Raw genomic sequence first — 13861 nt, 5'->3', positions numbered from 1 at the left:
ACAGATAGTTACAATAAATTGTTTAAAAAATTAACAAGTAAAATAATTGAAAATGGCCAAATTGATTTTATTAGTGAAAGGTATCAATTTGGAGATCATCGTAGTAAACTCCTTTCAGGAGAATTGGATCTTTTTATTTCAATTCATCCACCAACAGAAGACGAATTAGAACGAATTTCTTGTAAAAAATATGGTCATGAAGTAGATATGTTTATTTTTTCAAAAAAAATATTGAATAGAAATAACTCATTAGATAATATTATTCGTAATGAAAAAATGGTTCTACATTCCGAAATAAAAAATCATCCATTGTTTTATGATTTATTGAATTATCGAGAAGAACATGAAATTAAAACTCAAATGTTAGTTGTTCCAGAAATTAATTATATTATAGATTTTGTTTGTTTTGATATTGGTTATTCTATAATTAATAGTTCAGCATTGAGCTCCAGGTATCTAAAAAATATTGATTTGGAATTTATTCCTAATACTTTATTTCCATCTAAATTATTCAGTTATCTTTATTATTTAAAGAGAAGGGAGTTAGAATTGAAAGATTTTTTAATTCACTTTTCTAATTTTTAATTCCTCTTTAAATTAGGTTTTGTATTTCTCATGAAATAATATTTTGTCTATTAACTTATATACTAACGTTTATTAAATATAATGTTATAAATAATATAGGCAGGGAGTAATAATGATGAGTAAAGTAACACTGATATTCGGTGTAATTACACTTGCTTTCGGTTTAAATGGTGCAGTGCAAGCAAACGAGTTTATGCTTGAGCAAGTTGAATCTGGAGTAACTTCGGCTGATTTAACCCCGCGCCACGCCGTACATTGGGTTTCAGTTAAGCAGATCGAGAGAAGTTTGGAAGGACAACCGCCAATGGCTGTTGGGTTTGATGTTGATGATACAATCATATTTTCTAGTCCAGGGTTTTATCGAGGAAAATTAGAATATTCACCTAATAATGAAAACTATCTGAAAAAGACAGAGTTTTGGGAAAAAATGAATAATGAATGGAATAAATTCAGTATGCCGAAAAAAATCGGTATTGAACTAGTTCAGATGCATATAAAACGAGGAGATGATATTTACTTTATTACAGGGCGTACCGAAACAAAAATAGAATCTATTACTCAGCATATACAGAAAGGCCTACATATTCCTGAAGATAAAATGCATACTGTAATTTTCGCAGGGGATGAACCAAATAAAAATGATAAAGTAAGTTGGATAAAAAAGCATAAGTTGAAAATTTATTATGGAGATGCTGATGCAGATATTATAGCAGCTCGCGAGTTAAATATTCGTGGCATTCGTATCTTGAGAGCATCAAATTCTTCTTATCAACCTTTGCCAAAAGCCGGAAGATTTGGAGAAGAAGTCGTTATTAAATCTGATTATTAATATAACTATTTATTGGTTTTAATGTTTTTGTGTCACAGTAGTGACGATCTTGCTGATAACATTCATTGCACTATTGAGAGCTTCAGTAAACACGGTTAGATTTACCCGTCGTTGGTTCTAAACCTTTAACTGTCAAGCCGGGTTATTCCATGCTGAATTTAATGGCTTCAATGGGATTTGGGAAAGCGATCGGGTCATGTTCTTTTTCATAGTTTTTACTCATTAATATCATGATTTTCATGTAATTGGATTCAAGTCAACCCGTTTCAGGTTGATCATCAAACAACAGAGCTATCTCACGATTGAATAAACCCTCGTTTGTCTTTCAGATCATTGTAGCGTTTATTCAATGTAATTCTTCTCAAAATAGTGGTAAGAAAAAAATATGTCTAATACTATATATGTCTAATACTATATATGTCTAATACTATAGAAGTAGTTACCAAGCTGGAGTGTTTGGGGCTTTTTCTGTTAGAGCATGAATAAGTACATATCTGTTCTCTTTAGGCAGTAATTTATTATTTTTTAAATTAATTTTAAAATCTAGACTCTTTTGAAATTAGCGTAATCAAGCTCTGTGCTAGTTAAACACAGGACTTTTGGGGAAATATCATGAATATTAGTTCCTTAGGAAACCAAATCGATAACTCCTTGGTTTCAAATGCCTTCGGCTTCCTGCGCTTCCCGTTGAATTTCCAACCTTATTCCAGTGATGCAGAGTGGGTGATTACAGGTGTGCCTTTTGATATGGCTACATCTGGACGAGCTGGCAGTCGCCACGGGCCAGCAGCCATTCGTCAGGTATCGACTAATCTGGCTTGGGAAAGCAGCCGTTGGCCATGGAACTTCAGCCTGCGTAATCGCCTGAATATCGTGGATTGTGGTGATCTGGTATTTAATTTTGGTGATGCTCAGGATATGAGCGAAAAATTGCAGGCTCATGCTGAGAAAGTGCTGGCGTCAGGCAAGAAGATGCTTTCTTTTGGTGGTGATCACTTTGTTACATTGCCACTCTTACGTGCTCATGCGAAACATTTCGGTAAAATGGCACTGGTGCATTTTGACGCTCATACGGATACCTACCCAAATGGCAGTAAGTTTGATCACGGTACGATGTTTTACCATGCACCAAATGAGGGGCTAATCGATCCAGCCCACTCTGTACAAATCGGTATTCGTACCGAGCACGATACCGATAATGATTTCACGGTATTAGATGCCGGACAGGTTAATGATCGTAGCGTTGATGATGTTGTTGAGCAGATCAAAGCTGTTGTCGGTGATCTGCCTGTATATCTGACTTTCGATATTGATTGTCTTGATCCGGCATTTGCACCCGGCACAGGGACTCCCGTGATCGGTGGTCTGACTTCAGATCGTGCGTTGAAAATCCTGCGTGGTCTGCAACCTTTGCATATCGTTGGCATGGATGTCGTGGAAGTTGCTCCTGCCTATGACCAATCAGAAATTACCGCGCTGGCGGCAGCGACGATTGGATTGGAATTGTTATATTTACAGGCCTCGAAAAAGCGTGTTTAACATATTCAGCTAAATAAGCACTGTTTTTGTAATAGCAAAGTTTTAAAGCCCGTCCAATTGACGGGTTTTTTCTTTTTTTACTGCCTTTACTGATCGTTACTGTATCTAGTAGCCATATGAATAAAATCTATGGTCACCCTCGTTTTTGCAACACTCATTTTTGATGAATTTTGGGCTTGCTTAAATCTATCCGGCGTCACTATAGGCAAGGATGCCCGCGCCTCAATGCGTTTCGCACCTGATGAACCTTAAAAGCGACTCGGCTTCAAAAGAGCCATTTTTTATTCTAACCCCAATTCCGCTTAAGCTATTACTGAAATATCTTCTTCTGAGTAGAAAATTTTCAGTGATGGCTTTTTCTCTTTAAGGCAGTAAGCAATCAATCCCGTTAAAATGGTTAACAAAAAACCGGTTATACTTCGGTGACGAGAATGTTCTAATTGAGAGCCGTTTTTTAATTGTCCATTAATCGTTTCAATGATAAAACGCTTTTTAAGCATAACCTTATCCCACTCAGCCAGTGCAAGCGCTTTCATGTTGCGGCGCTTTTTCGTGATAAAGGTGATATCCGTTTTAGCTAAATCATCCGCCAATTCCTGACTCAGATATCCTTTGTCGCCGTAAAGAGAACCCGTGAGATCTTTTGATAATTCGCGTACAGGCTCCCTATCATCCACATTACCCGGGGTCACTTTAAGCGCTAAAATTTCGCCCAGATGGTTAATAATCAGGTGTAATTTGAACCCATAGAACCATCCCATTGAGGTTTTTCCGCGTTGCGCTATGCCCTGAAAGACCTTATGACGAGGAATACGGATGTTATGACAAACGCGCAAACTCGTGGAGTCGATAAAAGCAATGCCTGTCGGTTTTCCTTTTAATTGAGTCAGATAACTGGATAAGGGGACCAAAACGGACGGGGCAACGCTGATAAAACGGGTATAACTGAGCAAGGAGGGGAAGTCGCGGTGATGGTATTGCCAGATATGCTCCAAATAAAAGTTTTTAAAATCACGGTAATGCGACCGCTGAAAGAGGATTAAAATTGTCATGATTTCACTGGGATACATGCGGCCTTGTCTGCGGCGCAGGCGGTATCCGTTATCGAGACAAAACTGCGCCCACTGGGGGATGAAAAGACGACAAAAGTCGTCGACATCGCAGAAAATTTCAACTAACTTGTCCATGGCCTGTTCCTCCCCGGAGTCGTTTTAGGCTTTCACCAAAACTTTGCTCCTGGAACAGGCCTCTCGTCAATTTCTTATCCAGAATTCAGGTTATTCTAGGTTTCTCATAAGGCCGATAGACCGCTCATGTCATCAATTATCAGTCTTCGCAAAACCTGGCAGGTAACTGTTTAAATTTACTGATGCGGGTGTCAGAATTAATTTTCAAACACCGTGCAGTGTGTCGCTAACGCCTAGGCTATCCGGGCTAATTTGTTTGCCAGTGCACAAGCCACGATATTAGAGTGTTTTCGTTCAAGCTGTCCTCTGCCCCAATCAGCTCATTTCCCTGGATAACGTTCCAATCGTTGCATAAACACTCGTGCACATTGCACCAGAAGTCTTCGTAAATTCTTATTTCCTCGCTTACTGATGCCCAACAGGGTATTTCTTCCTCCTGTGCTGTATTGCCGAGGAACTAATCCCATTGATGCAGCAAAATCACGGCTTTTTACATACTGTTTGCCATCGCCTAACTGTGAAGAAAGTAAGCTGGCCGTGATGAGACCTACTCCAGGGATCGTCCTGAGACGTTGAGCGATGTCATCCATTGTTATTGTTTATTTTAGTTCAACTTCCAATTCAGCAATTTGCTCAACAAGATAAAGATAATGTGCATGAAGTCGCATCAATAATCGGAGCAGGTAATCGGGAAGTTCATGTTCAGCCAATACTAAAGATAAGCGCTTAATAACAGCCTCTCCCCTCGGTAAGCTAATCCCGAATTCCAGCAAGAAACCGTGCATCTGGTTAGTCGTTTTGACTTTATCCTTGACCAGTGACTCTCTGATCCGATGCAATGATAAAAACAAATAAACCGTGGGATGAATCATTCCACACAGTTTAAAGCGAAAGACAGTTGCTCATTAGTGCCCAAAAACGCACCTATTGTTGCCAAATTGAAACAATCAGGTAAAACCACAGATTAGCTTTGCAACATAATAATTGTCCGAGTGTAACAGTGTTAATTCGGCGTAAGTGGGTTAAAATTCCGGTTGATAGATTACAGGCCGTCAATATTGTTTTACCTTTGCGAGGAGTCCGATAGCTAAGCTTTCCCGATGTTATTTAAATATCGCTGTCGCTTTTCGATGTAAAACGTGCGTTGCTCATCAGAAAGTCACTTTTTATCAAAGTGGCCGAATTCATTAAAGTACAACTGTGCAAATGTTGATGTATTTATGGTCATATCGATAATTTGTTCTTTAACCCTAGATTGGGTTGTAAGCACAGTAGGTATATTTGAGCTGAAAGACCTTACTACAGGAATCGCGGTGCTAACCTTTGTTTCCTTTGTCATGCCCCTTTACGTCTTCTGATTTTTGGCAATAACGACAATAGATAACAACTTTAAATATGTGCCACCAATAAAAAGGAGGCGGAGTTTACCATAACAACTAACTGTTTAATATATTGACAATTTTCTTACTACTAACATGTGACTTGCTTTTTAACAGGATATTCTTAGCTGATTTCATGGATTCTTCAAGAGATTCCGGGCGGATGTTCCTCTGTTGGCGAGAGAACTCCAGATGATCGAGAGAAACGGTCAGTTGAGGTTGGTATTGTTGGTATAACCAAACACCTTTGTCATTATGGTAATGATACTGCTTTGCTAACCAGTGCCCATAGCGGGCGATGAGTGAAACAGCCTCTAGAATGTAATAAACTGTGGATTGTTCCAGCAGATAATGCAGATTTAACCGTACCCAGCCAGGACGGGCAAGATTGTTTCCCTGTGCTAGTTTTTCTTGGATATTCCGGCTATCGTCTTGGTTGATATCCAATAACTGGTGGGCATAAGGTCCTGCACAAGAACAACCGCCTCTGGCCTGAATTCCGAATAAGTCATTTAGCATGGCAACAACCACACCATAATGTAGTCCTTTAATATTAAATGAGAAGATGGCTAGTCTGGGAAGGGAAGGATTGCCCATTAACTCGAAATTAGGGAGATTCCTCCAATATAAGAGTGTTTGTTCAACCAGATCTTTTTCCCGTTTTTTAATGTAGTCTAGACCAATTTGTTGTTGGATTTTAAATACCAGCCCTGCACGAATTGATTCAATGATGGCAGGAGTGCCACCTTCTTCACGACGTTCGATATTGTCGACATACTGGTGGGTTGATGCATTTACATAAGATACGGTGCCACCGCCATTAAGGCCAGGGATAGTCTGACTAAAACAATTATTTCTAATCACCAACAAGCCCGGTGTACCAGGACCACCTAGAAATTTATGAGGTGAAATAAATATGGCATCCATTGGAATTTCCTGTAAATCAATGGACATATAGGGCGCTGCTGCCGCAAAATCCCAACATGATAGTGCATTAAAGCTTTTGAGTAGGGTAAAGATTCCAGTAATATCGGTTTTAATCCCTGTGACATTCGAAGCAGCAGAGAAAGAGCCGACTTTGAGAGGAACATGTTGATATTTGAGGAGTTGTGTTTTTAATTCTGTTTGATCAAGTATACCTTCTGGAGTGAGTGGAATACGAACCAATTCTACATCCGCTTCCCGCCAAGGCAGATCGTTGGAGTGGTGTTCATAACCGCCTATGAAAACAACAGGTTTTTGTTCCTTATAACGAGGAATATTCAGCATATGAATAAAGCGGTTAATAGCACTGGTTGCTCCTGATCCAGTGAAAATAATGTGATACTCCTGAGTGGCGTTTAGCGCTTGGCGGATAATGTGACGGCTTTGCTCACGCAGATATGTTGTTTGGAACCCAGTGATTGAGGTTTCGGTATGTGTGTTTCCATAGAAGGGCATCACTTGTTGCTGAATAAACTGCTCGATAAAACTGAGGCTTCGCCCGGAAGCCGTATAATCTGCATAGATCAATGGCTTGATACCAAACGGGGTTTTAATGGGCCAGCACTCTCCGATAATCGATTGGCGGATAAGATCCATACTTAATGACATTGTTTTTGTTTCCTTTTCCTGATTGTCAAATGCATTTATGGGCAATAATTAGTGTCATTTCTCCAAATGGAGTTGGGATTTTTCGGGTATCTAGACGAGAGGGGTGATTGGCTTTTAACGCCTCTTCAATCTGTTCTGATTCGATAGAAAATGGGCCATTTGCCAGTTCAGCAGGGAGGCGGCCCAATACATGAAACTCAGGTTGAGTGCGTTCTTGGTTCAGTGATTCGTGGAAACTAATCAATGTTCCGCCGGGAAACAATGATGCCCAGAGCCTAACTTTATACAATCTTGAAGATTGGTAGCAAAATAGAGAGACATTGCAGCTACTATTATTTGGTAAGGTCCGCCAAAAAGGGTGGTGTTCATATCACCAGGAAGAAACTTGATGGACTGAGAGGGATTAGATTCATCAAATCCATCCGAATCTATCAATTGCATTTGTATTGCTGTACAACAGAGAGGCAAATCAAACAATGTGATTTTGCTTTGTGGGTGAATAGCTAAAATATTTTGGGCTAGCTCTGCAGAGCCTGCTCCAACATCAAGGAAATGCAGTCCATCTTGCCAATTATCAAGCGACTGAAGGATAGATAGCAGGATTGGGTTTCTTGTACTTCGGTGAAAAGCTCGTAAACGCGATGTCGCTTTTTGCCAAAAACGTTGGTCATGCATATCCATTTGTTGTTTTGGTTGTGTGTTTTGTACCAGCCATTCAGCGGATTTCGTCAATGTGAGAGATTTGATTTCTGCCAGCGAGCAGAGTGTTTCCCCGAGATAATGTTGTGAATGACTAAGCAAGTAAGGCTGATAATTGGATTTAATAAAAAAACTCTGGGCTTGTTTTTCCATAATCCCCAGGGAGACATAAGAGTTGAGAAGTAATGTTAATCGTGTCGGGCACCAGTTGAATTGTTGGGCCACAGTGGTTGCATCGGCCATAGTGATGAAGTGATCAAACAGTCTGTGATGGAATGCGAATGCGAGTATATTCCAGCGAATTGGGCCTAATAGCATATTAAATAGATATTGTTGCTCGTTAGTTTTGTTTATTGACAAATTCATCTGTGAGTCACTTTTAATAACTTGTGAGAATGAGGAGGTTTTCCTCTAATTTCTATCAGAATACCTGTGGTATTTTGATAATCTGGTTAGAGGTTTCTTCATCGCTCAGGCAGTTCATTGCAAGCATGAACGAGAATAAACTCCGTGAATAACATGTGTTGAAGCCAATTAATTGATAACCGTCCCGTCTTAAGATTGTTTTTCCTGTCCAATATCACTATAGGGATTGTGGTGTCGCCCGATATAAAACACGGAGCAATCTGATATCAAATGACGAACAAACTAGATTTTCGTTCACAGAATGATAAAAATTAGCTCTGCGTTTGATATTCTTTACTACCTACCCTCCTTTTAAATAGCTAGCCGTATGTTGAAGTCCCGATTATTTGCACGTGGGACAGATAAAGAGAAAGTGGAGGGATTACAATGAAACTACCACCGCTTGTCGAGCCTGCACCTCACTTAGATAAAGAGGAAAAGGAGAGATACAGCCGTCATTTATTACTGCCAGATATTGGATATATCGGCCAGTGTCGTCTGAAAAACGCCAAAGTGTTAGTGATAGGGGCTGGGGGATTAGGATCACCTATATTATTCTATTTAGCTGCGGCGGGTATTGGAACAATAGGAATTATCGATTTTGATGTGGTTGATGAATCAAATTTACAACGTCAGATAATTCACGGTCAATCCGATATCGGACGCAACAAAGCGGATAGTGCTCGTCAGTCGATACAAGAAACCAACCACCTTACTCATATCATTTGCCATCAACAACGCCTTGAACCAGAGAATGCATTAGAACTGATCCGTCAGTACGATTTGGTACTCGATGGAACGGATAACTTTTCAACCCGTTATCTGGTAAATGATGCTTGTGTGCTGGCTGGCAAGCCTTATGTATGGGGATCTATCTACCGTTTTGAAGGACAGGCGTCCGTGTTTTGGGAAAATGCACCGGGTGAGCTGGGACTGAACTACCGTGATTTATATCCTGTACCTCCACCACCTGAACATGCTCCCTCTTGCTCTGAAGGTGGGGTATTTGGCGTGCTGTGTGCTGCTATTGGTTCTATTATGGCGACTGAAGCCATCAAATTGATTACGGGGGCAGGAACAAGCCTTTTAGGTCGTTTGATGGTCTATGACGCGTTGGATATGACATATCGTACGTTACCGCTTCGCCGTGCTCAAAATCGTATGACGATAACACAATTGACAGATTATCAGATCTTCTGTGGTCTCAAATCACAAACCCCTGATGAAGTTGTTCCCCAAATAACTCCGCAAGAGCTTCAAAAAATGTTGGAGCGGGGAGAAGCTGTTCAATTGGTGGATGTACGAGAACCTGGCGAACGAGCTATCTGTAATATCGAAAACTCTATTGGGATACTTCAACAAGAAATTATAAATGGGATAGGTCTCAAACTGCTTGATCGACAATGTCCGGTAGTTGTGTATTGCAAGATGGGTGGACGCTCCCGAAAAGTACTGCTTGCCATGCAGAGACAGGGATTTAAATCACTATTTAGTTTGGAAGGCGGAATCCTAAATTGGATCCGACAAGTTGATTCCTCACAAGCTACATATTAAGGAGTATCCAATGCTAGTGTTATCTCAAGTCCAATTGGATGAAATTGTGAAACATGCTGAGAAAGAACATCCAATTGAAGCTTGTGGACTCATCGTTGGTCCCTGTGGGAGCGATAAGCCTGAATTGGTTATTCCTATGCACAATAGTGCTGCTTCCGAGGTTTATTTCCGGTTTGATTCGAGACAACAGCTTCAGGTTTGGCGTCAGATGGAAGAAAAAGAACTGGAACCGATAGTTCTTTACCACTCTCATTCTGGCTCACGGGCTTATCCGAGTAGAGAAGACTTAGCTTTTTCTGTTTCACCCCAGATTCACCATGTCATTCTTTCTACTGCGCCAGCATCGCTGCTTGAACTGCGTAGCTACCGATATGTGCAGGGACATGCAATCGAAGAAATCATAAAAATTACTCAATGAGGAAATAATAATTATGTCGGTCATGGTCCATATACCTACTATTTTAAGAACATTCACTAATGACCAGAAAACTGTAACCTCTTCTGGTGAAAGTGTTTGTGAAGTTATTGATAAATTAGATATTGATTTCCCTGGAATTAAAGATCGTTTAGTGAAGGAAGGAGATGTTCACGGGTTTATCAATTTCTATGTAAATGACGATGACATCCGATTTGGAAAAGGGCTGCAAACTACCGTGAAAGCCGGCGATGTGATCACCATCCTTCCGGCAGTGGCTGGAGGATAATTCACAACGTTAGAACCGTTATTTATTGTAATCGGGGGCGTATTCATGCCAAGAAAAAAAATATTTCAGTTATTGCGGCTCAGTGGCACATTTAGTCAGGCCGATGCAGCGTTTGCCCCGTTTATCAGGGCATTAAATTCTCAGGCGGAGAAAATCGGTATTGCGGTCAATGAATCTTCAATTAAGGCTTCGAACAACGAATTGGTGTTGATATTACAGGAGCAGGAAGGCTGGCAATTTATGCTGACGGTTACTTCGCCTGTGATCAATGGACAGGTTTGTGATGAAGTCGCATTACAAGCACTGACCGGATTAGTTGCTGTTCACAGTCGCTCATTGGATCGGATTGTTCCGTTAGGTATTGAATATATTTCGGTGATTAGCGCCTCTTTGGTATTGCAACAGCTATTGGCTGGGTTAATAGCGTGGAACCGAGGCAGCAGAATACAGAAAGCTACTTTTGATCTAGTGCAAGCCGGAGTATTAGCTGTCGGACAATATCTAGCAGGTGCTACTGCAGAAACTGGAGCTGAGGTGTTCTCATGTGGCGAAGCAGATGTCTCTCTCAGGCCTCCTTTTGTATCTCTTGATGGTGTCCTGTTTGAATTAGAGTCTCTTTCTCCACTGCTTTGGCAGAAGTTTTGGCTTCAATTAGGGGCAGATATTCAACAGATAGGCAGAGGCTGGCATACCTTTATGCAGCGATATGCTAGAGGGACTGTGTCACTGCCTGGAGAGATGGTGGCACTACTTACCAGTCATGTCTATGCAGATTTGGCTGATCTGGCTCGTCAGACAGGAATTGCAATTACCCCAGTCAGGCGTATTCAGGATCGTAAGATGGATCGAGATTTACAGTCATTACTTGAGTTCGGCCCTTGGTCTATTAAGGCCATTGGTGATGAAGCCAAGAAGCCTGCTCGGATGCTCTCGGACACTGTGAAATCTGGGTTGCCACTTGCAGGAATCTGTCTGGTGGAATCCTGTCGGAGAATTCAAGGACCTATGGCAGGGCATTTGCTCGCCATGCTTGGAGCGACTGTGACGCGCATAGAGCCGCTGGGGGGCGATCCTTTGCGTGATATGCCTCCTCTGGCTGGTGATTCTTCTGCCCGTTTTCAGGCGTTGAACGCTCGTAAGCAGGTGATTGAAGTAGATATCAAATCAGCTGAGGGAAAACAAACCATCGAAAAATTGGTTCATGATGCTGACTTATTTATACACAACTGGGCGCCGGGAAAAGCATCTGAGCTAGCGCTGGATATCTCTGATTTAAGTCTTAATCACCCTGATTTGGTATATGTCTATGCAGGTGGTTGGGGGATACTAGACAATGAAATGATGATTCCTGGCACGGATTTTATGGCTCAGGCTTATTCCGGTATGGCGGATGTGATTGCCCAAAGTTCGGGTGTTAAAGGTGGTACGTTGTTTACAGCGACTGATGTTTTCGGAGGTATTCTTGCCGCACAGGCAGCGATCATGGCTCTTTACTGTCGGGTTAGAGGCACGTCAGGACTGAGTGTTGGAAGCTCATTGCTGGGGGCTGCAACGATGTTGATAGAACCCATTCTCACCGACAATTCGTCTATCCCAAAAGAGAGCTCCTTACCCGAATGGTGTTGTACCGATTTGGCATCACTCCCTACACATCCACTTGTTGAACCCTATTTGATGAGAGGGAGTTACACACAATTACGTGAATTATGGAGGCCCTTATGAATCCAGCAGGTATTATCAATTTAGTCCCCGAATCAGTTCGCCATGAATGGAAAGCATCAGGTGCTTATCCGGAATCAACTGTATTTGAAGCCTTTCGTAAGCAAGTTGAAAAACAGCCTGATGGGTTAGCGGTTTGTTCCCAGGATGGAAGTTATCGTTATTCTGAAATTTATCAGCAAAGTTTGAGGTTGGCAGCAGGTCTGGCTAATGCAGGGCTTGTGCGTGGTGATGTGATTGTTTATCAGTTGAGTAACAGTTGGCGCTCGATTGTCATTGATATTGCTGCCGCTGCTATAGGCGTCGTGGTGTGTCCTTTTCCACAAGGAAGAGGTCGGTTAGATATTGAGTCGATCCTTAAGCGCAGTCAGGCGCGTGCGATTATTGTTGAAAACCGGCATGATCAGGGTGATGTATGTCAGATTATCGAAGCGTTACGGCCTTTGATATTATCGCTACGTGTATTGATCACAGTGGGAAAAACTCGTGACTATTGGCTATCATTTGAAGCATTACTGGATGGGAAGCCTTTAACACAATTTCCTTTGGTTTCCGCTGATGATCCAGTGCGTTTTCTCATATCTTCCGGTTCTGAATCAGAGCCTAAATTAGTTGCATATTCCCATAACGCCTTGTTAGGAGGACGGGGACGTTTTATGGAGGAACTAAGAGGAAACCATACGAGGTTTGTTCCTTTGTATCTGATGCCCCTAGGCTCGGCATTTGGTTCTACTGCCAGTGCATGTGTTATAGCATGGCTGGGTGGCACTATTGTCATTTTGCCTAAGTTTAGTGTCGATGCGGCATTGGAGGCAATTCATGATTATCGCCCGACTCACATTCTCGGTGTGCCGACCATGTTCCAGAGAATTGTTGCCGATGATCGCCTGAATGACTTGGATCTTCGTGATTTAGTCGCATTAGTCAGTGGAGGAGCTTTGATCGATGAAGCCACAATTAACCGCTGTTATGAAAAATTTGGGTGTCGATTTGTCAGCCTTTACGGATCAGCTGATGGTGTAAACTGTTTTAATGCTTTGACTGATACACGAGAAAAGATTGCTATGACGGTTGGGCGTCCTAACCCTTCCATTTGTGATATCCGAATTGTTGATGAACGTCATCAACCACTGCCTCAGGGACAGATTGGGGAGATTGCGGCTCGTGGACCAATTTCTCCCATGCAGTACGTGAATTCCCCCATGCTGGATGAAAAGTATCGAGATCAAAATGGTTGGGTTTACACTGGTGATTTGGGATGCATTGATGAAAGTGGCTATCTTAATTTGATGGGAAGGAAGAAGGATGTCATTATCCGTGGAGGAGTCAATATTAGCCCTATTCAGATTGAGAAACTGATGACTAATCATCAGGATATTGTCAGTGCTGCATGTATTGCCATTCCTGATAGGGACTTAGGACAAAGAATTTGTCTCTGTTTGTCACTGCGGGAAGGCGTACAACCACTTTCTCTAAATGATGTGGCACAGTTTTTGCTGTCATATGGATTAGAGCAACACAAATTACCAGAATATCTTTGCCATTTCAGTCAATTACCTCTTAGCCCTGCAGGTAAAGTTGATAAACCTACTCTTCATAATATGTTATCAGAATTGGCTCAAACCTATTGTATTGAAAATAAATCAGTGCATCAGAAGAGGTAAGTGT

At 41.5% G+C, this 13861-nt stretch carries 12 protein-coding genes and 1 pseudogene; 8 read left to right on the top strand and 5 right to left on the bottom strand.

What is annotated here, in order from left to right:
• The first annotated feature begins 18 nt into the window (after nucleotides 1-18).
• The 3 genes from AAC852_RS01880 to speB all read left to right on the top strand — a co-directional run bounded on the left by AAC852_RS01880 (nucleotide 19) and on the right by speB (nucleotide 2953).
• Entirely contained in the window at nucleotides 19-585 is a 567-nt protein-coding gene (locus AAC852_RS01880; RefSeq protein ID WP_340619549.1) for a hypothetical protein, read from the top strand.
• A gap of 115 nt (nucleotides 586-700) precedes the next feature.
• The gene (gene aphA / locus AAC852_RS01875) at nucleotides 701-1414 is read left to right on the top strand and encodes an acid phosphatase AphA (RefSeq protein WP_340619548.1); all 714 of its coding nucleotides are present in this window, start codon (nucleotides 701-703) and stop codon (nucleotides 1412-1414) included.
• A gap of 612 nt (nucleotides 1415-2026) precedes the next feature.
• Entirely contained in the window at nucleotides 2027-2953 is a 927-nt protein-coding gene (speB, locus tag AAC852_RS01870) for an agmatinase (RefSeq protein ID WP_340619547.1), read from the top strand.
• A 302-nt stretch (nucleotides 2954-3255) separates the two neighbouring features.
• Here speB and AAC852_RS01865 read toward each other — a convergent pair whose 3' ends face one another.
• From AAC852_RS01865 to AAC852_RS01845, 5 genes and pseudogenes are all read right to left on the bottom strand, one after another.
• A complete protein-coding gene (locus AAC852_RS01865) occupies nucleotides 3256-4140 on the bottom strand; it encodes an IS982 family transposase (RefSeq protein ID WP_340619422.1) in 885 nt (294 codons plus the stop codon).
• Nucleotides 4141-4373: 233 nt separating this feature from the next.
• Nucleotides 4374-4982 (bottom strand): annotated as a pseudogene (locus AAC852_RS01860) (IS110 family RNA-guided transposase); the annotation flags it as partial.
• Between the two features lie 594 nt (nucleotides 4983-5576).
• A complete protein-coding gene (locus AAC852_RS01855) occupies nucleotides 5577-7112 on the bottom strand; it encodes an aminotransferase class V-fold PLP-dependent enzyme (RefSeq protein ID WP_047681255.1) in 1536 nt (511 codons plus the stop codon).
• Between the two features lie 25 nt (nucleotides 7113-7137).
• Entirely contained in the window at nucleotides 7138-7356 is a 219-nt protein-coding gene (locus AAC852_RS01850; RefSeq protein ID WP_340619546.1) for a hypothetical protein, read from the bottom strand.
• Nucleotides 7353-7964 carry a hypothetical protein gene (locus AAC852_RS01845; RefSeq protein WP_340619545.1) on the bottom strand — a complete coding sequence of 204 codons (612 nt, stop codon included), beginning with the start codon at nucleotides 7962-7964 and terminating at the stop codon, nucleotides 7353-7355. The genes AAC852_RS01850 and AAC852_RS01845 overlap by 4 nt, the downstream gene beginning before the upstream one ends.
• Before the next feature lie 639 nt (nucleotides 7965-8603).
• On the opposite strand from AAC852_RS01845, the gene moeB reads away from it, so the two are divergent.
• From moeB to AAC852_RS01820, 5 genes are read left to right on the top strand one after another with little or no spacing between them, the layout of a single operon-like run.
• Nucleotides 8604-9770 (top strand): molybdopterin-synthase adenylyltransferase MoeB, encoded by a 1167-nt coding sequence (gene moeB / locus AAC852_RS01840; RefSeq protein ID WP_340619544.1) that lies wholly within the window; start codon nucleotides 8604-8606, stop codon nucleotides 9768-9770.
• 10 nt (nucleotides 9771-9780) lie between these two features.
• The gene (locus AAC852_RS01835; protein WP_047681251.1) at nucleotides 9781-10188 is read left to right on the top strand and encodes a M67 family metallopeptidase; all 408 of its coding nucleotides are present in this window, start codon (nucleotides 9781-9783) and stop codon (nucleotides 10186-10188) included.
• 13 nt (nucleotides 10189-10201) lie between these two features.
• Nucleotides 10202-10474 carry a MoaD/ThiS family protein gene (locus tag AAC852_RS01830; RefSeq protein WP_340619543.1) on the top strand — a complete coding sequence of 91 codons (273 nt, stop codon included), beginning with the start codon at nucleotides 10202-10204 and terminating at the stop codon, nucleotides 10472-10474.
• A 45-nt stretch (nucleotides 10475-10519) separates the two neighbouring features.
• The gene (locus AAC852_RS01825) at nucleotides 10520-12196 is read left to right on the top strand and encodes a CoA transferase (protein ID WP_340619542.1); all 1677 of its coding nucleotides are present in this window, start codon (nucleotides 10520-10522) and stop codon (nucleotides 12194-12196) included.
• Entirely contained in the window at nucleotides 12193-13857 is a 1665-nt protein-coding gene (locus tag AAC852_RS01820; protein WP_052189518.1) for a class I adenylate-forming enzyme family protein, read from the top strand. Before AAC852_RS01825 ends, AAC852_RS01820 begins: the two co-directional genes overlap by 4 nt.
• Nucleotides 13858-13861 lie beyond the last annotated feature (4 nt).

This window comes from Xenorhabdus siamensis (assembly GCF_037996745.1).
Classification (GTDB): domain Bacteria; phylum Pseudomonadota; class Gammaproteobacteria; order Enterobacterales; family Enterobacteriaceae; genus Xenorhabdus; species Xenorhabdus indica.
The sequence above is the reverse complement of the archived record's forward strand: the minus strand, read 5'-3'. Positions and strand labels throughout refer to the sequence as shown.

Excerpts from the sequence above, each read along its gene's own strand:
- AAC852_RS01835 (WP_047681251.1), top strand. The coding sequence starts at position 9,781 with ATGCTAGTGTTATCTCAAGTCCAATTGGATGAAATTGTGAAACATGCT.
- speB (WP_340619547.1), top strand. The coding sequence starts at position 2,027 with ATGAATATTAGTTCCTTAGGAAACCAAATCGATAACTCCTTGGTTTCA.
- AAC852_RS01820 (WP_052189518.1), top strand. The coding sequence starts at position 12,193 with ATGAATCCAGCAGGTATTATCAATTTAGTCCCCGAATCAGTTCGCCAT.
- AAC852_RS01825 (WP_340619542.1), top strand. The coding sequence starts at position 10,520 with ATGCCAAGAAAAAAAATATTTCAGTTATTGCGGCTCAGTGGCACATTT.
- aphA (WP_340619548.1), top strand. The coding sequence starts at position 701 with ATGAGTAAAGTAACACTGATATTCGGTGTAATTACACTTGCTTTCGGT.
- AAC852_RS01830 (WP_340619543.1), top strand. The coding sequence starts at position 10,202 with ATGTCGGTCATGGTCCATATACCTACTATTTTAAGAACATTCACTAAT.
- AAC852_RS01865 (WP_340619422.1), bottom strand. The coding sequence starts at position 4,140 with ATGGACAAGTTAGTTGAAATTTTCTGCGATGTCGACGACTTTTGTCGT.
- AAC852_RS01845 (WP_340619545.1), bottom strand. The coding sequence starts at position 7,964 with ATGGAAAAACAAGCCCAGAGTTTTTTTATTAAATCCAATTATCAGCCT.
- moeB (WP_340619544.1), top strand. The coding sequence starts at position 8,604 with ATGAAACTACCACCGCTTGTCGAGCCTGCACCTCACTTAGATAAAGAG.
- AAC852_RS01855 (WP_047681255.1), bottom strand. The coding sequence starts at position 7,112 with ATGTCATTAAGTATGGATCTTATCCGCCAATCGATTATCGGAGAGTGC.